The sequence below is a fragment of the uncultured Psychrobacter sp. genome (assembly GCF_947488565.1).
Classification (GTDB): Bacteria; Pseudomonadota; Gammaproteobacteria; order Pseudomonadales; family Moraxellaceae; genus Psychrobacter; species Psychrobacter saeujeotis.
The window spans coordinates 1-19,334 of record NZ_CANKZC010000002.1 but is presented as its reverse complement, the minus strand read 5'-3'; the positions used below and the strand labels follow the sequence as shown (position 1 = coordinate 19,334).

Here is a 19,334-nt window from a genome sequence, read left to right as displayed (position 1 = left end):
ACTTATGAATAACATACAGCCTTTATGAAACCTAAACTGCCGCCACGTATCGCCGTCTTATTAGTCAACCTTGGGACACCTGATGAGCCGACAGCGCCTGCTGTCCGTCGTTACCTTAAACAGTTTTTATCTGACCCTCGCGTCATTGAGATTCCTAAGTTTTTGTGGGCCATCATTCTCAACTTGTTTGTCTTGCCCAGTCGTCCTAAGCGCGTGGCAGAAGCTTATGCCAGTATTTGGGATGGCGACTCGCCTATGCGCAACATCTTAAATGAACAAGTCGCTAAGCTTGAGCCGCGCTTGGCAAAAGACGCGGCGCCGTATCGCGTATCTGTGCATTCAGCGATGAGCTACGGCAATCCAGGACTGCCTGATGTCATGGATAAATTGCGTGCTGATGGTGTCGACCATTTTGTGATGTTGCCGCTATTTCCACAGTATTCAGCAACTTCAACAGGTGCAGTCTATGATGCCATCACAAAATGGACGCAAAAACAGCGCAATTTGCCCAATATCACGATTGTCAAAGACTACTTTGCTCATCCTTTATATATTAAAGCCTTAGCCGATAGCATTCGTCATTTTCAGGCGACACATGGCAAACCTGAAAAGCTGATGTTTAGCTTTCATGGTATTCCGCAGCCCTATGCTGATAAAGGCGATCCCTATCCAAGCCGATGCAAATGCACCGCCGCGCAGGTGGCGCAGGCGTTGGGTCTTGCCGATGATGAATGGATCATAAGCTTTCAATCACGTTTTGGTAAGCAGGAATGGGTGAAGCCGTATACCGATGTGGTACTTGATGAGTGGGCGAAGTCAGGAGTCAAATCGGTACAGATTTTAAGTCCCGCATTTTCAGCTGATTGCCTTGAAACCCTAGAGGAGCTGGCGATTGAAAACCGTGATAACTTTCTTAATGCAGGCGGACAAGAGTACCATTATATTCCAGCGCTAAACATAGATGAGGCGCACATCGACTTATTAGAAGCCATGAGCGCACCTCTAGTTAAAGGCTGGGCGGGTACGCTTGATGGTTGGGTATAACCTAAATATCCCAATACAAAGACAAAAAAATACCGGACATTGATACTGTTCGGTATTTTTGACTGAGGTTTGCTCGTTATAGATCATCACTATTGCTGTGCTCAGCAGCATCTTTATCAGCGATATCGACGATATCAGGATAGTCACCATCATCTAGATTGTCTTGTACAAGGACATTATCAATAGTGGCTTCATCAACGTTTTGACGATGTATCGGAGTAAGCCCTTCAGTTGCCGCGCTGCCTACTTCAGTATTACTAAAGCCTGCTTCGTTATCAATCACATCGTCGTCGTCAAAGGTATGCAGCATGGGATTGTCCATATCCACTTGCTGATTATTGTCACCATCAATGCGATCTTGTGCGTCTGGAAGTGGGGTTTTTGAATTATCCATAAGTCATTCCTTAATTTTTTATGATAGGTTGAATGTTGTCAATATTGTGCAGCTTTAAGAGGTTTACTGCCAGTAGTAAGGTGTCACAGCATGTTCAAAAAATGTAAGGTAAGCCGACTGATGAGATCGTCATGATGAAAAACAATAAGCGACCAATAATAGTAGCGTTGATAAGTGCCAGCGTCAGTTTGGGCGCTTGTGATCGCCTGCCTACTAGCAATATAACAGCTGTAGACGATACTGACGAGTTTGCAAAGCAGTCAATCGTGATTGATACCAAGCTACCTGCCGCGACCACTATTATAGATTGCGCGCAATTGACACCCAAGCAAACCGTCCATGTAAAAGATCATAGTGCTTTAAACCAAAGCTGTGATCTAACAGAAAAATCAGTACGTTTCGTCCTTAGTCAATCAGACAGCTCACTTGACTGTCAGGGAGCTGCGCTTAGTACAATGGCTGATGATCAATCAACAGCCAGTGCAATTACGATTAAACCTAAGACGGATAATGCTATCGAAGATATTGCCGTTGCCAATTGTCATGTAGATGGCTATGGTCATGCGCTACATATTCGCCAATATAGCCAACCAAATCAGCGCTACGTTCGCGGCTTTATCGATCCTGCTGCCAATCGGAGGCTTGCTCCAAGAAATATTCGTGTAATCAACGTTACTAGTCGCAACAGTATTAACAGTGGTATGTTCGTCGGCGATCACGTACATGATGTCACTTTTAATAAAGTACATATTCAAAATGCAGGCACCGTGGGGTTATATTTAGAATTTGGTAGCCGCGATAATGTGATTAAAAATTCTGTGTTTATCGGTAATGGTTTTCGCACGTTTAAGCCCAATCGTGAAGCCATCGCGGTGGATTCTTCAAGCAATAATCGCATTGAGAATAATCGATTTATCCATAATGGCGCAGGCAGTATATTGCTGTATCGCAATTGCTTTGAGCATGCTGATGATCCAACGCGGGGTAATCATTTTAAACGTACAGAATCGAGCCGTGACAATATTATTCGCGGTAATGTTTTTCAAGATGAACCAGTGGGCATATGGGTGGCATCAAGGCAGTCGCGTAATCTTAAAGGTTTTGCGTGCGGTGCATATTTGATTAAAGAGACGCCTTTTGCCAGCTATCACTTAGACAGTGCTAAAAACAATCAGATTATCAATAATCGTTTTGAACAAGTCGAGAAGGGCGTTGTTGTGGAGGATGATGGCACGCTTATTAGTAGTAATCAATTCGCCGCTGACGTTACTTTGCCTATTAATATTGGCTCAAAAGTTCGCGAAGACAGCGCAGCAGGGCCAACCAAAAACACGCTTATTAAAAACAATACCTTCACCGATAAAACCATCGAGCAAGCAGTTGATATTCGAGCGGCAAGCAAAACGGCCACTCAGATTGAGTAGCCGTCAGGATAATACGATAAGCTGTTGGTAAATGAACTATGCTCTATTTGGCACCCACTTTGGTATTTACCCAGCGTATGATTGGGTCGGGCGTGACTTGTGAGAGTGCCTGAAAGACTTTAGCTGGCAAGCCAACAGCATAGTGCGTACCTTTTATTTTACGATTAGGGCTGGTGGTTAACTTGCACAACGTTTTTGCCACGTCATTGACGTTTAGATTGATACCTAAGCGATCAATGCTTGTCACCTCAATATCTTTTGTCATATCAGACTTAACCCAAAGCGGCATGACGTCTATGACTTTGATACCGAGCTTTTGATATTCAATATTAAGGCCTTCGGTGAGACCACGGACAAAAAATTTACTGGCTGCATAATTGGCAACTTCAGGCTGACCATAAATAGCAGACGCTGAAGACACATTGACAATTTTACCATTGTTGCTATCAGCCAAATAAGGCGCAAGCTTATGACAGCCAATGAGTACGCCTTTGCAATTGACATCGATTAAAGACAGCTGCTGCTGCAAATCAGTCGCGGGCAAAGCACCACTGACCAGCACACCTGCGTTGTTGATTAACGCGTCAATACTGCCAAAATTATCAATCATTTGACTGATGACGTCTTCCCATGAGTCAGGCTGGGTCACGTCAAGCTGACCAGTTATGATACGTTTTTGTTTCATTGCTTTTTTAAAAGCTTTATCTTTGGTTGCGTCTTCAAGCGTATTAGTATTGGTTGCAAATAGACCAACGCTATGACCTTTTGCTGCCAGCTTTTTGGCAGTGGCCAAACCAATACCACGCGATGCACCAGTGATTAATATATTCATAATGAGTGACTTAATAATGAGCAATAATGAGTAAAGCGAGGTACAACGCTAAGTCACGATATTTAGCAACACCCTTAGTATAGGTATCAATAAAGTCGGCACCGTTATAAACACTGCTATTGTCCCTCGAGCTTATATTGAGTATAGCAAATTAATAACCAAAGTTAATCGCTAAGGTAGATACCACGGTCAACTCTACTTGCTATTGTCTTGCGGTTTTTAAATCTAGGTTTTCTGCTGTCTGAGTTTCAAAATCGGCTAACTTAAATTTCCACACATAAAACAAAGCAATACCATAAATAGCAGTTTCTGCTAACTCTTCAATGATACCGCCAACGGCATAAGGGAAAACAATCGCATTCTCGCCCATATACTGTATTATCGCCAGTATGACTACGAAGACATATAATGCTACATCGACATCTTTTAAGACGGCTTTGAGATAACGCCATGAATAAACGAGCAACCCAACGATGACAAGATAGACAACGGTCAGCACACCATCTTCCCACCAGTCATAAGAATGACCAAGCAGCGAAAAGTCGCTTGAAATAAGCAGTTCTGGTAAGTAGTTTAGCTCTCGGCGAAGCACAGCAAAAAATACGAGCACTGATGCGAGCCAAAAATAACGACTTTGCTTGCTCTGACTTTGTACTACATACTGGGCAGAGCGTAGCAAGCAGACAATAATAAGTATAAGACCGGGTATTTCGATGATGCCATCTGTAGCCAAAATAAAGGGCTCCTGGTTTTGCAAAAAATAAAAAAGTGAACCCAAGGGCTCACTTTAGACCATCAGTTATAAAAACGTAGGTGAAGTATATTATACGTTCAGCTAATAAAAAACAGCATTTCAAAATATAACTAACTGGTCACCAGTCATTTTAGGACTCATCTTATTAAAGATCGACTTTCACTAGAGCAAAAGCTTGATGCTTAAAAGAGTAGAAAAATAATGGCCTTTATCTACAGGTAGTGATGTTAGTTTTGATGTAAGCTGGTACGCTCGCGCAAAGTGTTATTCTTCTACCAGTTCCCGCTGTCTAATAATCACCCGTTGCATCAACGTATTAAACTGTTTTTGTTCTTCCTCAGTCAAGACTGACAGCGACTGTTGGTTGACCTGTCTGGCACAATTAATGGCTTTGGTTTCAAGCGACCTAGCTTTTTTCGTCAGCAAGATGTGTTTAACCCGTGCATCTTTTTTATCCGCTACACGCGTGATCAATCCATCGCGTTCCATTCTATTGAGAGTATTGGCAATTGTCGCCTGCGCTAAATTACCTAGCTGTACCAAATCATTTTGCGTTATACCATCTTGTTGCCACAGCTCAAGCAGAATGGGGAAGTGAGCTGTACTAATACCTAACGGTTTTATCTGTTCATTGAGCAAAATGGCGTACAACCTAGCAAGATGATTAGCAAGATACCCTGTAGATTCAGTTTTGAAGGTCATGATCTATTCTCTATATAAGTATATTCTGAACAAGATATTTTCTAATATGATATAAACATAGCTTGCTATGTATTTATATAGCATGCTATGTTTATATTCAATTATGAAGCGATTAGATTGAGTTTGCGTCTAAAAGTTTAGAGCTTTTAAAGTGTTGTTAACGCTATTTGGTAAATAGTTTGTCGCTAACGCCATGCTACTAAAAACACTGCTGGAGAATAACAATGGATCGTCGATATTTAGTCAAAATTCATGCTACCACTGGTTTTTTAGGGTTTTTCTTTATTCTAAGCTTTTGGTTAAGTACGCTTATCAGTGAGCTATTTATGTCTTATGAAACCATTGCTATGGTGAAGCAAAGCATTCTCTACGCTTTCATCTTTTTTATTCCAACCATGATAATTGCAGGCGTGTCGGGTAGCAAGCTTAGCGTCAAAGTGAAACATCCCAATGTATTGGCTAAGAAAAAACGCATGCCATTTATTGTTATAAATGGACTGATTATACTATTACCGTCGGCATTTTATTTAAGCTATTTGGCAAGCTTGGGCCGCTTTGGTAGCACGTTTTATATCGTACAGGGCATCGAGCTGATAGTAGGAGCCGCAAACTTGACGCTTATGGGGCTTAATATCCGTGACGGGCTTGGTATTCGTAGAAGAAAAAGAGCGGTGTAAGTCTGTCTATGTTAGTGAAGTGGCCTTTAGAATATACGTTCTAAATTTAAATGTATCAACGAGTAGAGTAAATGGAGTGGTTTGTTCAGCTTTTTCTACGAGCACTGAACAAACCAACTGATCCTCTACCAACATTAAACTCTAATGCGCCTCATCCCAATTCTGACCACTATCAGTCTCAACTAATAACGGCACAGCAAAGTCTACATGCCAACCCTTTTCAACCGCAGTGGTCGTCAAGACATCTTGCATGGCATCAGTAATGAGTTGGCTAATCTCTTCTACCTTATCGCTATCTACTTCAAACACCAGTTCATCGTGGACTTGTAGTAACATTTTTGCCTGCTCTTTAGGCAGTACTTTATCGACAGCAATCATAGCGAGTTTAATCAAATCAGCAGCTGAGCCTTGGAGTGGCGCGTTAATCGCAGCACGTTCGGCGCCTTGTTTGACCATGCGGTTGCTATGATTGATATCAGGCGTATAAAGTTTACGACCCAGTATAGTCTCGACATAACCACGATTGACAGCACTGGCACGTGTATCAACCATATATTGCTTAACCCCCGGATAGCGATCAAAGTACATATCGATATAATCTTGTGCCTCACCGCGGCTCATTTGGAGTTGTTTTGCCAGCCCAAAGGCGCTCATACCATAGAGTAGACCAAAGTTAATGGCTTTGGCATTGCGGCGCTCAGTGGCAGTGACATCAGCGACATCTTTGCCAAGCACCTCCGCAGCAGTCGCAGCGTGAATATCCAGCCCTTCTTTAAAAGCGTGGGTTAAGTTGGCGTCTTCTGAGAAGTGTGCCATGAGGCGCAGCTCAACCTGTGAGTAATCCGCTGCCAAAATAACGCGTCCTTTTGGGGCAATAAAAGCTTGGCGAATCAAGCGACCTGTCACCGTACGAATTGGTATGTTTTGTAAATTAGGATCAGTTGATGATAGACGTCCGGTACTGGTCAATGCCTGATGGTAGCTAGTATGCACACGATCAGTCTCGTTATCGGCTACGGCATCAAGTGCATCGGTATAGGTGCTTTTAAGCTTAGATAAGCCGCGATATTCTAGTACGATTTCTACTAATGGGTGATCAATCTTCGATAATATAGCTTCACCAGTAGAGTACTGTCCTGACTTGGTTTTTTTACCACCAGGGACGCCAAGCTTATCAAATAGCATCTCACCGAGCTGCTTTGGTGAGCCTAAGTTAAATTCTTCGCCAGCAATTTCATAAGCGCGTTTTTCTAGAGCGATAATTTCTTCATCAAAACGTTTTGATAGCTCATTCAAGAATGAACGCTTAATCAAAATACCGTTTGCTTCCATTTGACAGAGTATTTGGGCTGTTGGAATCTCTAGCTCGTACAGTAGTTTGGCGTTGTTGTCATCCTCAGCAAGTTGCTTATGAAATAGATCAAAGAGCTGATAAGTAATGTCGGCATCTTCACAAGCATAATCGCTGGCAATATCAATGGCCACTTGATCAAAGCTAACTTGCTTAGCGCCTTTGCCAGCGACATCTTCATAACTGATGGTTTGTGTTTGCAAATAGTGACGTGCAAGATCATCCATACCATGACGAGTAACCGCAGCATTGATAACGTAGCTTGCGAGCATAGTATCCATCGCCCAATTATTGGGTGACTCATGTAACGCACCGACCAGATCAATATCATAATGACTCAGGATATGCGCGTCGTATTTTAGATGTTGACCAATCTTGCCAATGTTTGGATTTTCTAAAATGGGTTTAAGTCGCGACAGCACCGTATCGCGATCAAGTTGCTTTTCGATCAGCTCATCACCTTCTAAGCGATGCGTGAGCGGGACATAATAAGCCTCATGGGCCTGCATGGCAAAAGATAAGCCGACAATTTCGGCTTGTCGCCAATAAATACTAGTCGTCTCGGTATCGATAACGAAATGCGCTGCGTTTGTAAGCTGCTCAAGTAGGCTCTCAAAAGCGGGCATGTCGAGAATGGTATGCCAGGCTTTGTCATGGCTTTTACTGTCTTTAATGTTTTCAATTGTGCTTGATTGCAGTGATTTTGCGACTTGCGCTTGCGACTCAGCATCGGCCTGACTGTCAGCGATGCTTGCGCTACCATTGGCAGGATGGTTTGGGTGATCAAGAGAGGCCAACTCATTTTTAAATTCAAGCTCACTATACAGCTTGCGCAGCTCATCGATATGGGCGCAGGGGTCAGTATTTATTATAAGGTCTGTCCAATCTTGTCCGATGGCCAAGTCGGTCACAATGGTCGCAAGCTTTGCATTGAACGGAATATCATCGGCATATTCGACCAAATTTTTACCAGCGCGGCCTTTAATTTCAGCAACGTTTTTGAGCATTGTATCGATATTGCCGTATTTATTAAGCAAGTCTTTGGCGGTTTTTTTACCGATACCTGGCACGCCTTTGATGCCGTCTGATGAGTCGCCCATCAAGGTCAAAAAGTCAATCATCTGATGAGGCTCAATCCCGAACTTCTCTATCACGCCTGCACTATCAGTGATTTTGCCTGTAAAGCTATCTTCCAATATCACACAATCATTGATCAGCTGCATCATATCCTTGTCACCAGTCGAGATGACCACGTGATGGCCTTGCTCAACCGCGCGATAGGCAAGGGTGCCGATAATATCATCGGCTTCTGCGCCTTCTATACGCAATAAAGGAATCCCAAGCGCCGCTACCAGATGATGAATATAAGGAATTTGCTCAACCAACTCAATATCAATGGGCGGGCGCGCCGCCTTGTATTCAGCAGACATAGCATGGCGAAAGGTCGGAGATTTGGTATCAAAACAAACGGCCATATGCGTTGGATGATAGCGTCGCATAAGTTTCAGCAAAGCGTTTAGTGTGCCGCGTATGGCATTGGTTATCAGGCCTTGCGAGTTTTGCATGGTCTTTGGCAGTGCATGGTAGGTACGAAACAGATAGTACGAGCCATCTACTAAGATAAATGGCGGCTGGTCTTTATCTACATGACTGGTATCCATGGTCGCCACATTGGGCATATTGTCAAAATTTGGTAGCGTATTAGGATTAATAGGTGAGTGCGAATTGTGGTCATTATCGGTCATAGAGGTCACTTATCAGCTATTGGATAAAATCAAAAAATATGAACCATTATAACGATAAAATCAGCGCGTGCCGAATGGCTTAAAAGTTAAAATGTATATGACCATAAGCATTATTTAAATCTAAATTGTAGAGACAACAAAGCCCAGACTTGCTGGGCTTTGCTATAATAGATATGTTTATCAATTCATCATATGTATTAGCTTTTTACTTCAGACGTCACTTCGATGTCGATATTACCTTTGGTAGCCTTTGAATAAGGACAAACTTCGTTGGCTTTTTGTACTAGCTTTTGAACCTCATCAGCTGATAAGTCAGTACTATCAGCGATAACATGAATTTTAACTGCTAGTTTATAGTCATGGTTGTCGCCTTGTAGTAAGTCTACTGAGGTTTCAGTCGTTGAAGCGAAACTGGCTTCTTCCATTTTCTTAACCACTCCTAAAGCGCTATCGAAACAGGCAGCATAGCCCATCGCTAATAGTTGTTCAGGATTATTACCTTCCTTGTTACCGCCAGGAGGTGCCATGTTTATCTCAAGATCACTATCGCTGAGTTTGGCTGTACCCATACGGCCGCCAGTAACAGTTGCTTTGGTAGAATATAGAGTTTTCATAATTGTCCTTTTTCCTTGGTTTTTATAGTAAATGCATCGTATTAGCCATACAACTCATTTAGCATAGCAAATCTTTGGTGCGGCTCTATATAGCAGTGGTAACCCTATACTATGAATTTGTAAGCAAGTCTTTTGGTTTAGTAAATGAAATACTGACCACATGTGGAGGTAGCTTAACGATTAGTGTAAGCTAATAGTAGCCGTCAAATGAGAAGAAATTAGGCGATAGCCACTCACTATACATTTGGTGAAATAGTATTTAATAACGCTCCATTACCGACAAATAAGGATATCTGGCGATGAAAAAAGCGCATAAACAACTTCTTGCACCGCTTGCTATTTCTTTATTAGCGATTGGGCTTGTTGGGTGTGACGAGGAAGACAATGGCATTTTTGGCTCAGGCAATAACAATGAGTTGACGCTGGCAAGTTTTGATAAAGGTATTGATCGCCAGACTGGAAGGGAAGCTGTGGCTCGTATTGATACCGAATATAGCGATGGTGAGCGTGATATTGATGTAACCAACATTATAGGAAGCTTTAATGCGCAAAACATCAATGATTTAGAACGATCAATTGTGCTATCAGACAATTTTGAGGGCACACTTGAAGATCGCTATATCGAAGTCAATGGGCGAAACGTCAGACAGCCAGTTTATGAGACAAATAGTAGTAATAAATTTAATTACGAAACGAGCTATAGAACACTAGATTTGTCTGGAGTCAGCGCTGGTAGTTATAGTCTTGGCAGTAGTCTGACTAGTAGCCGAGGGATTCTCACTGATTTGAATAATTATCCAAACATTCCGCCAAATATAGAGTTTCCAACAGGTTCTGTCTGTTATATCCCTGTGACGACCAGTGACCGCTCGTTTTTTGTTTTCAATGATAAGGACAGAACCCGTTACGACGATCTTGATGATTGGGTCGATATGACTGAAAATCGTTTTAGCGATAATCGAAATTTCAGTACCACTCGCTCAAATACCGGTATCAATAGTCAATTAAAAACTGCGCAGATCAGGTATTTTGCCTTTGACAATGAACCAGAATATATATTCAGAGCTGTTGATTATGACGACCGTATCTATGAAGCCGATTACATTGACAGTAATGCACCGCGCCCCAACGAAAACAGCAGACGCGGGGTGGTTGATTGCACTTTAGTGAATGAGATAGCAGCTGACTTCTTAGAAGACCAAATCAGACGCTACTATTAATAGCTGTTTTGGCATTTGCACAAACGTTGATTATGTACTATCGACGATGACATCAGTTATGTGCAGCCTGCCATGCACTCATTGAACCAAGATAGATATCGAGATTATCAAAGCCTTGGCTTGCAAGCCATCCTGCTGCGACTGTCGCCCGTGCGCCACTACCGCACATCAACGTATAGTGCTGGTTTTTATCAAGTTTACGCCATTCCTCATTGAGATGACCGACATAGATATGTTCAGATCCTTCAATGGCAGCAGAAGCTCTTTCATCAGCATCGCGGACGTCAAGCAGGGTCCAGTCGTCTTTATTAGCGTTGAGCCTTTCTTTAACCTCAACGGTATCGATCATAGGTGTTGATTGTATCTTTTGACCTTGTGCGGCAGCAGGCACCACACCGACATAGCCACCGACGATATTATCAAGAGCGATGCGTACCAAATGCTCCATGGCGGTAGCAAGCTGCTCTTCATTGGCGGCAATCAGTGCTATGCTTTCGCCATCAGAGATAAACCAACCAGCAAAAGCGGAGATCATCCCCACCGGCAGGCTCATAGCACCAGGCAGATGACCGGCAGCATAAGCCATCGGCTCTCGAATATCGATGAGATGATCCGCGTCACAGGTTTTAAGCTCATCAAGCGACAGATGACGCGGACGCATTACACGCGGCGCGGCGTCACCACCCTCCATATTAAGCCGTTCCATCAAGCGAAAATAAGGGGGTTGATAGTGATTTTCGTTGATTTTGACATCGATAAATTCGTCACGACTTTCAATCTGCAAGCGCGGATTATTCAGTCTTTCATGGCCGACACTTGAAAACTCACGCGCAGCCATACCTGAGCCGCACACTGACCCAGCCCCATGAGCAGGATAAATAAGGGCTTGATCACCAAGCGCTAAGATTTTTTGTAATGAGTCATAGAGCAGACCTGCCACTTCCTTACGGCGATTGGGATAAAAGTCCGTACGCCCAACATCGCCCACGAATAGCGCATCACCAGTAAAAACCCCGACAGCCTTTTTTGGATAGGCGCTATCAAATAATACAAAGCTAATATGATCATCAGTGTGACCAGGTGTCTCTAAGACGCGAATCTCAAGCTGACCGATGGCAAAGCAGTCATTCTCATGAGTTGTTTGCGCATAAGCGATAGGTTTTTCAGGGTTTGGCCCATGCAATACTTTCGCACCAGTCAATTCTGCTAAAATTGGTGCACCAGAAACCAAGTCTTCATTACGGTGTGTCTCAAAGATATGGGTAATTTTCAGCCCAGCAGCACGTGCTTTTTCGACATAAATGTCACAGTCGCGGCGTGGGTCAATGACTGCTGCTTCTCCATTTGAGCCCACCAGATAAGACAAATGAGCGAGTCCAGGCGTCTTTATTTTCTCAAGTAGCATAATGATTCCCTTATAAATATTGGTGGCTACATATCATTAAAGTAACTGTATTCAATAGCTGTGTTTAATAATTGTATTCAATATCTGGATATAACATCTATATTAAATTCTGTCTTTTTAAAAGAGTAGCAAATAAATATTATCGACACAGTATCAAGTTATATATTATAAGTAGGTGTATTGTTTCAGCGTATCAGTACCTTAAGCAAAAATAGCATCCAAACCATAAATCGGCTACAATAAGCGCATTAAATTTTCACCTCCATCTGTATTACCTTCTGTTTTTCCTTTCCAAAATTTAACGATAAGTTATTCATTATGAGCGCAGATTCTAAACCTTCAGCCACTAAGTTACCTCCTGCCAAGCTTGCTCGCGAAGTCGCCAAACGCCGCACCTTTGCCATTATTTCGCATCCTGATGCGGGTAAGACTACTATGACCGAAAAGCTACTGTTATGGGGTCAAGCGATCCAAGTGGTCGGTGAAGTCAAAGGCCGCAAAACCGATCGTCATGCAACCTCTGATTGGATGAGTATGGAGCAAGAGCGCGGCATCTCTATTACGACCTCAGTCATGCAGTTCCCTTATAAAGATCACATGGTCAATCTACTAGATACCCCCGGTCACGCTGATTTTAGTGAAGATACTTATCGTACTTTGACCGCCGTTGATAGTGCGCTGATGATGGTCGATGGTGCAAAAGGGGTGGAGGAGCGTACTATCAAACTGATGGAAGTTTGCCGGATGCGTGATACGCCAATCATCTCGTTCGTCAATAAGCTGGATCGTCAGATTCGCGAACCGCTTGAGCTGCTTAGTGAAATTGAGAGTGTACTAAAAATCAAATGCGTGCCTGTGACGTGGCCTATTGGTATGGGTCAAGATTTCGTTGGGGTATATCACTTAACCGAAAACAAAACCTATCTTTATGAAAAAGGTCATGGAGGTGATATGAGCGTCGCTGAAACGCGGGACGGTTATGACTATCCCGATATACGCGAGCGCTTGGGTGAGCTGATGTTTAATGCTTTTGAAGAGTCACTTGAGCTGGTACAAATGGCGCTAGAGGACTTCAGTGTTGAGGAGTTTTTGACAGGCGAGATGACACCAGTCCTGTTCGGTACAGCGCTAGGCAACTTTGGGGTCAATATGGTACTGGATACTTTAGTCAAATATGCCCCATCGCCCAAAGCGCATCCGACTCATGAGCGCGAAGTGGCAGCGACTGAAACTGAATTCAGCGGCTTTGTCTTTAAAATTCAGGCCAATATGGATCCGCGTCACCGTGACCGCATTGCGTTCTTACGGGTTTGCTCAGGCAAGTACGAGAAAGGTATGAAAATGAAGCATGTGCGTCTGGGCAAAGACGTGCGGATTGCTGATGCCCTGACTTTTCTTGCAGGTGACCGTGAAGCATTAGAAGAAGCCTATCCAGGTGATATTATTGGCTTACACAATCACGGTACGATCTCTATCGGCGACAGCTTTACCGAAGGCGAGGAGTTAAACTTTACCGGTATTCCACATTTTGCGCCCGAACTGTTTCGCCGTGTGGTACTAAAAGACCCATTAAAATCTAAAGCACTGCAAAAGGGTTTACAGCAGCTTAGTGAGGAAGGAGCTACTCAGGTCTTTATGCCGCAGATTAATAACGATTTAATCTTAGGCGCAGTGGGTGTGCTCCAGTTTGAAGTGGTCGCGCATCGACTAAAAGAAGAATATAAAGTGCAGTGTACTTTTGAACCCGTCTCCATCGCCACAGTACGCTGGATTCACTGTGACGATGAAGTGGCGCTGGCAAAATTTAAGAAAAAAGCGCATGATCAGTTGTCGATAGATGGCGGTGGCTACTTAACATATTTGGCACCATCGCGTGTTAACTTGCAACTGATGCAAGATCGCTATCCAGAAGTGACTTTTAGCAATACTCGCGAGCACTAAAATCAATGATGCTAGAAGGTATTATTTAGTTCCATAATTCATTTTAAAAGACACGCTGGCCGTGTCTTTTTTGTTTGTATGATTTATTGAAAGTATTAGGCCATGTTATTAAAAACTGATCGCTAAAACAGTGTTCCTACAATAATAGATGTTGATTACGGTAGAATACCTATAAATGTCGTCTATTAATTAAAGAGGATATATGTCAATAGCTACTTATTATCATGTGATAAAGCATTCACAATTTAATAAAAATATAAATAAAATCAAAGGTATAAAGCCGATCGCTACTTTTGGCGTTGCCATCTTATTGAGTGCTTTTAGTTTATCTACCAATGCGACTACTTTGATCAGTGCAACAGACTATCTTGATTGTAATCTACCAAAACACTTACAAGAACGCTGTATTAAACGTGGAAACTGTCCAAAAATTGACATCAAATATCTTAAAACCAATCACGACTGGCTAAACGGGGTTGTTAATGGACGTATTAACGATCTAATTGTGAACAGTAAAATGTCTGAGTCGGCATCTATCAACAATAAAAGTAGTCAAGCCGATGTTAGAGCAGCTATTGATGACTTTGCAGCCTCACAATTTGCTGATTTGCCTGCAGATAGCGTTTTTACTTATCGTTTAATGATAGAGCCTAAATATATAGGACATGTAGATAACTTCGAGTTATTTGAGATACATTCCTATGTATTTACAGGCGGTGCCCATGGAATGCCGTACAGCGAATATCTCGTATTTGATTCCACAACGAAGCAACAGGTGCAGCTGGTAGACATGTTGCAAAAGGGCAAAAAGTCAGATTTTGAGGCATTGGCGTACGATGCTTATAAGCAGTGGGTCGGTACAGTTGCCAGCGATACTCATGATTATGAGCAAAGCTGGCCTTTCGTGTTCAGTGACAACATAACTTTAACGGATAAAGGCATCGATATTCGTTACCAGCATTACTCTATCGGTCCTTATGCCTACGGTATGCCAGTGCTAAGTATCCCGTATGATAAGCTAAACACCAGTATTAAGCCCTATTTCATGCCACAGTAAAATAAAGACAAACAACAACTTCTGGTATGACCAAAGATGGTATTTGGTCATATTTTCAAAAATTTATAATAAGGAGTCGCAAGATGACGAACAACTTAGATGACAACAACCTGCTAAAGACTAAAGAAGAGACAACGACTTGGCAGCTTAACGCAATGACTGAAGCATTGGGTGATTTAACACTGACGGTTGATGACAGTTTGTCCATCGGACGCGGTAACGACAATGATGTCGTACTTGGTAGTAAGGCAGTATCACGCAATCATGCGTTGCTTAGTGTCTTAAATGGAGATTTGTATATTAAAGATTTGGACTCATCAAACGGGACATTTATCAACGATGAGCGCATTGAGGGCAATAAGTCTACTCATCTTAATACAAACGATACGGTTGGTTTTGCAAGTTTTGTTTTTAAGGTTGCTGCCCCGCAGGTAGATACTGATCCGGTCACTCCAGTAGCAGCCGCGCCAGCTGAGCCTGTGACCAAGCAAAGCACGGCGACAGACAAAGATGACGTATTGACTGAAAGCGCAGTAGATGAGACAGCTGTCAATGAGGAGCCAGTGGTCAAAGATACTATAGTCACAGAAGTACTCTCATCTACCACTAGTGAATCCGCAGAAACACCAACTAATACAGCAACAGAAACTACTTCTCAATCTATTTCAGCACCGAGTGCGGCCGCAGCTAAGGAGCCAATGATGTCTAATGATAAGTCTAAAGAGACGCTAAACCATGAGCCAACAGTTAATGAGCCAATAACAAAACAGCCAACTGCGCATCAAGAGCCAGATGATGCTCCAGAGCATGATAAGACGACTAAAACTACTTTACAAGAAGAGTCAGATCCAGATGTACTACGCGCCAAACAAGCCGCCTCAGCGCAGTTTTCTGGTACTGCCAATCTAGGTCAGGGTCGCGATCTGGGAACTGAAGGCAATAATGCAATGGATCAAGCTGTCAACAATCCTGCTAATACAGGGCATCCAGAGAAAAAACCAAGCGGTAGTTGGTTTATATGGGTATTTATCGTCATTATTATCATCGGAATTGCTCTATGGTTATTTAACATGGGCGGCGTTTAATCGCTTATATAGTTTGCTAGTTGGCACCAATCAGTTATGGAAGGCGCCTTATAACTAAAGAGACGAGTCGAACAGTACAGTAGTGCTAAATAATACTAACGCTGGCCAGTTTTGTTATACTGGCTGGCTATACTGCAGCTAAATTTGGTCCATCCTCATTTCTTGACAGGTTTATGCTCTATTTATTTCAACGACGAGCATGTACTGTCTTTTTGCTACCGCTATTTTTATCTTTTGCCTATTTGGTGTTAAGAGACTTTTTACTATGATGACTTTTGAAGAATATAACGCATTTAAAACACAAGGTTATAGTCATGCCCCCCTTGTCAAAAAGCGCTTAATGGATGCTCAAACACCAGTTTCGGTGTTTTCTAGAGTACGTGATTTAAGCGGTTCAGCTTATTTGTTTGAGTCAGTTGTAGGCGGTGAGCGTTGGGCGCGTTATTCTATGATTGGTTTGGGTAGCGATTTAATCTTACAGTACACAGACGGTTATATGACCATCAAAAGAGACGATCAGATTGTTAGTGACGCAGTCGATGATCCATTTGACTATATTAGAAAGCTTATGGCGCAGTATAAAATGCCCACACCAAATGAGATCGAAGCACTACCAAGCTTTAGTGGCGGGCTGGTGGGCTACTTCGGCTATGACATGATACGCGTTATTGAACCAAGCGTTGGGTTGTCTGATGCGCCAAACCCTATGTCGCTACCTGATATGTGGTTAATGCTCTCGATGAGTGTCATCGTCTTTGATAATTTAGAAAACACTTTGTCCATCATTGTTTATGCAGATTGTAATGATAAGGATGGCTATGGTGCAGCGATTCGAGAGCTTGAGAAAATCGAAGATAAGCTGGCTGAGATGCCAGACTTGAGTACGCCCATCATGCCCACACCAAAATTTGAATCGCAAACTGGACAAGAGAAGTATTGCAATGATGTCAATAAGATAAAAAACTATATATTAGAAGGGGACGTTATGCAGGTCGTTCCCGCTCAGCGTTTAACTGCGGACTATAAAGGAGACTCGCTGGCGGTGTATCGAGCGCTAAGATTTTTAAATCCGTCACCTTATTTGTTTTTAGTACATGGCTATACGCTTGATGACCACAAGCGTTTTGACATTATTGGCGCCTCTCCTGAGATTCTATCACGTATCGAAGATGGGACAGTGACAGTGCGTCCACTGGCAGGCACACGTAAACGCGGTCAAGATGAAGCAGAAGATCTAGCACTTGAAATAGAGCTACTGGCTGATAAAAAAGAAATCGCTGAGCACTTGATGCTAATTGATCTTGGTCGTAATGATATCGGCCGTGTCTGCGAGTATGGCAGTGTCAAAGTTACCGAAAAGATGTTTGTAGAGCGCTATTCGCAAGTGATGCACATTGCCTCTAACGTCGAAGGTAGAATACTAGCTGACAAAGACGCGCTGGATGTATTCTGTGCGACTTTTCCAGCAGGTACACTATCAGGCGCACCTAAAATTCGTGCCATGCAAGTGATTGACGAGGTCGAACCAGTACGTCGAACTGTGTTTGGCGGCTCAGTGGGTTATCTGGGTTGGCATGGCAACATGGATACTGCGATTGCTATACGTACGGCGGTGATGCGCCGCGGTAAGATACATATTCAAGCAGGGGCAGGGGTAGTTGCTGATTCAGTGCCAGAAGCAGAGTGGGACGAAACTAATAAAAAAGCACTGGCATTGGTCAAGGCGGTAAAGATGGCTTGTGATGGGTTACGTATTCATTAGTACGACTTGGTTAAAGACCAGCTGTCTGGTATTATTAAACCCATGCTATTTGATTGATACTTAGCTTAATGAAAAAAGACGAGATGTGTTGTGGCTACAATGAAAGTGCGGCATAAATCGTAACCAGTATTTTTATAAAAAAATCCAATGCAATCAAGTGCTTGAAAATTTTTATTAAAATAAGTGTAAAAAAAATAAAAAAGGGCTTGCGTCTGTCAAAATATTTGATAGAATAGCCACCACTTTGAGAGAACAAGCCGACTTAGCTCAGTTGGTAGAGCAACTGACTTGTAATCAGTAGGTCGCCAGTTCGATCCCGGCAGTCGGCACCATCTCTTTCAAAGTAGCTTTTTATAAATCTGCTTTACATCAAAGTCTGTTTATTCAAAGCAACCTAAGGTGGGATTGGGGAGCGGTCAAACCCAACAGACTGTAAATCTGTCGCGAAAGCTTCGAAGGTTCGAATCCTTCTCCCACCACCATATTTCTGTAGTTTGTCATAACGCCAAGCATACTCGTTATACATAATTACTCTTTATATTTATAATACTGTTTTGTATTCATACTATAAGAGTCACTTTGCATAAGAGTCATTGCGGGTGTGGTATAATGGTAACACCTTAGCCTTCCAAGCTAATGACGCGGGTTCGATTCCCGCCACCCGCTCCATATATACACCAACGCAAAAATTACCAATAAATCATCACGACAATCAGTATATTATTACTGTATCGTGATATTTTTTTTAGTACAGCTTATAGGCTGGCTAAGATATGCTCATATAGCTCAGCGGTAGAGCACTCCCTTGGTAAGGGAGAGGTCTCGAGTTCAATTCTCGATATGAGCTCCATTTATTGATTATGCTTTTTGTGTTTGCTTCGCTACTTTTAAATAATGTTACGTCGATATCAACCATACAGAATGTTGAAAATTAATAGACTGTCGAAAATTCTAAAGTTAGTGTGGCGGATTAAGATTTAAAGGTGACACTGAGGTGTTGCCTTTTAGTGCTGTCAGTACATTGATAATAACATTGTGAGTACATCAGTTATTCAACATAAACTGATCACATGTACTGAATAGACTGAAAATGTTAGTATAGTGTTCGAATCGTATCTCTATACTGATAGTAAAAGTTTGTTAGATTTATCCTAGCGTCAACGGTTTGATGGTTTTAACTCTGTCATAAACCGTCAAATAGCTATTTACCGATCTTGCTGTTTATTATTTTTTAAGCATAAAGATTCATCAATAAAGAGGAACTACCCATGGCAAAGGCCAAGTTTGAACGCAACAAGCCCCACGTCAACGTCGGCACCATCGGACA

General features: G+C 42.5%; 15 protein-coding genes and 4 tRNA genes. 12 read left to right on the top strand and 7 right to left on the bottom strand.

Features of this window, described 5'->3' with window-relative positions; translation table 11 throughout:
* The first annotated feature begins 24 nt into the window (after positions 1-24).
* On the top strand, positions 25-1,044 hold the full coding sequence (gene hemH / locus Q0890_RS04345) for a ferrochelatase (RefSeq protein WP_299218052.1): 1,020 nt from the start codon (positions 25-27) through the stop codon (positions 1,042-1,044).
* Between the two features lie 76 nt (positions 1,045-1,120).
* On the opposite strand, the gene Q0890_RS04340 is transcribed toward hemH, so the two are convergent.
* Positions 1,121-1,438: a hypothetical protein gene (locus Q0890_RS04340; protein WP_299218050.1), complete on the bottom strand. Its 318-nt coding sequence runs from the start codon at positions 1,436-1,438 to the stop codon at positions 1,121-1,123.
* Positions 1,439-1,569: 131 nt separating this feature from the next.
* Between Q0890_RS04340 and Q0890_RS04335 the strand changes: the two genes are divergently transcribed.
* Positions 1,570-2,862 (top strand): right-handed parallel beta-helix repeat-containing protein, encoded by a 1,293-nt coding sequence (locus Q0890_RS04335; protein WP_299218048.1) that lies wholly within the window; start codon positions 1,570-1,572, stop codon positions 2,860-2,862.
* 43 nt (positions 2,863-2,905) lie between these two features.
* On the opposite strand, the gene Q0890_RS04330 is transcribed toward Q0890_RS04335, so the two are convergent.
* From Q0890_RS04330 to Q0890_RS04320, 3 genes are all read right to left on the bottom strand, one after another.
* A complete protein-coding gene (locus tag Q0890_RS04330) occupies positions 2,906-3,694 on the bottom strand; it encodes an SDR family NAD(P)-dependent oxidoreductase (RefSeq protein WP_299218046.1) in 789 nt (262 codons plus the stop codon).
* Between the two features lie 202 nt (positions 3,695-3,896).
* Complete coding sequence (locus Q0890_RS04325; protein WP_299218044.1) at positions 3,897-4,427, bottom strand: hypothetical protein; 531 nt, start codon at positions 4,425-4,427, stop codon at positions 3,897-3,899.
* Between the two features lie 285 nt (positions 4,428-4,712).
* Positions 4,713-5,150, bottom strand: coding sequence for a MarR family transcriptional regulator (locus tag Q0890_RS04320; protein ID WP_299218043.1), 438 nt, complete (start codon positions 5,148-5,150; stop codon positions 4,713-4,715).
* Positions 5,151-5,374: 224 nt separating this feature from the next.
* On the opposite strand from Q0890_RS04320, the gene Q0890_RS04315 reads away from it, so the two are divergent.
* Positions 5,375-5,827 carry a hypothetical protein gene (locus Q0890_RS04315; protein WP_299218041.1) on the top strand — a complete coding sequence of 151 codons (453 nt, stop codon included), beginning with the start codon at positions 5,375-5,377 and terminating at the stop codon, positions 5,825-5,827.
* 141 nt (positions 5,828-5,968) lie between these two features.
* On the opposite strand, the gene polA is transcribed toward Q0890_RS04315, so the two are convergent.
* A complete protein-coding gene (polA, locus tag Q0890_RS04310) occupies positions 5,969-8,923 on the bottom strand; it encodes a DNA polymerase I (RefSeq protein WP_299218040.1) in 2,955 nt (984 codons plus the stop codon).
* Positions 8,924-9,120: 197 nt separating this feature from the next.
* Positions 9,121-9,537: an Ohr family peroxiredoxin gene (locus Q0890_RS04305; protein WP_299218039.1), complete on the bottom strand. Its 417-nt coding sequence runs from the start codon at positions 9,535-9,537 to the stop codon at positions 9,121-9,123.
* A 299-nt stretch (positions 9,538-9,836) separates the two neighbouring features.
* Here Q0890_RS04305 and Q0890_RS04300 point away from each other — a divergent pair, with 299 nt between their 5' ends.
* Positions 9,837-10,757, top strand: a complete 921-nt coding sequence (locus Q0890_RS04300; RefSeq protein ID WP_299218037.1) for a hypothetical protein — start codon at positions 9,837-9,839, stop codon at positions 10,755-10,757.
* Positions 10,758-10,809: 52 nt separating this feature from the next.
* Here Q0890_RS04300 and Q0890_RS04295 read toward each other — a convergent pair whose 3' ends face one another.
* Positions 10,810-12,162: a rhodanese-like domain-containing protein gene (locus Q0890_RS04295; RefSeq protein ID WP_299218035.1), complete on the bottom strand. Its 1,353-nt coding sequence runs from the start codon at positions 12,160-12,162 to the stop codon at positions 10,810-10,812.
* A 318-nt stretch (positions 12,163-12,480) separates the two neighbouring features.
* Here Q0890_RS04295 and Q0890_RS04290 point away from each other — a divergent pair, with 318 nt between their 5' ends.
* From Q0890_RS04290 to Q0890_RS04255, 8 genes are all read left to right on the top strand, one after another.
* Positions 12,481-14,103, top strand: a complete 1,623-nt coding sequence (locus Q0890_RS04290) for a peptide chain release factor 3 (RefSeq protein WP_299218033.1) — start codon at positions 12,481-12,483, stop codon at positions 14,101-14,103.
* A 202-nt stretch (positions 14,104-14,305) separates the two neighbouring features.
* Positions 14,306-15,160: an RsiV family protein gene (locus Q0890_RS04285; RefSeq protein WP_299218032.1), complete on the top strand. Its 855-nt coding sequence runs from the start codon at positions 14,306-14,308 to the stop codon at positions 15,158-15,160.
* Positions 15,161-15,243: 83 nt separating this feature from the next.
* The gene (locus Q0890_RS04280; RefSeq protein WP_299218030.1) at positions 15,244-16,245 is read left to right on the top strand and encodes an FHA domain-containing protein; all 1,002 of its coding nucleotides are present in this window, start codon (positions 15,244-15,246) and stop codon (positions 16,243-16,245) included.
* A gap of 265 nt (positions 16,246-16,510) precedes the next feature.
* Positions 16,511-18,007: an anthranilate synthase component I family protein gene (locus tag Q0890_RS04275; RefSeq protein WP_299218028.1), complete on the top strand. Its 1,497-nt coding sequence runs from the start codon at positions 16,511-16,513 to the stop codon at positions 18,005-18,007.
* A gap of 256 nt (positions 18,008-18,263) precedes the next feature.
* Positions 18,264-18,339, top strand: a tRNA-Thr gene (locus Q0890_RS04270).
* A 66-nt stretch (positions 18,340-18,405) separates the two neighbouring features.
* Positions 18,406-18,489: transfer RNA gene (locus tag Q0890_RS04265), tRNA-Tyr, on the top strand.
* Between the two features lie 113 nt (positions 18,490-18,602).
* Positions 18,603-18,676: transfer RNA gene (locus Q0890_RS04260), tRNA-Gly, on the top strand.
* A gap of 106 nt (positions 18,677-18,782) precedes the next feature.
* Positions 18,783-18,857: transfer RNA gene (locus Q0890_RS04255), tRNA-Thr, on the top strand.
* Positions 18,858-19,334 lie beyond the last annotated feature (477 nt).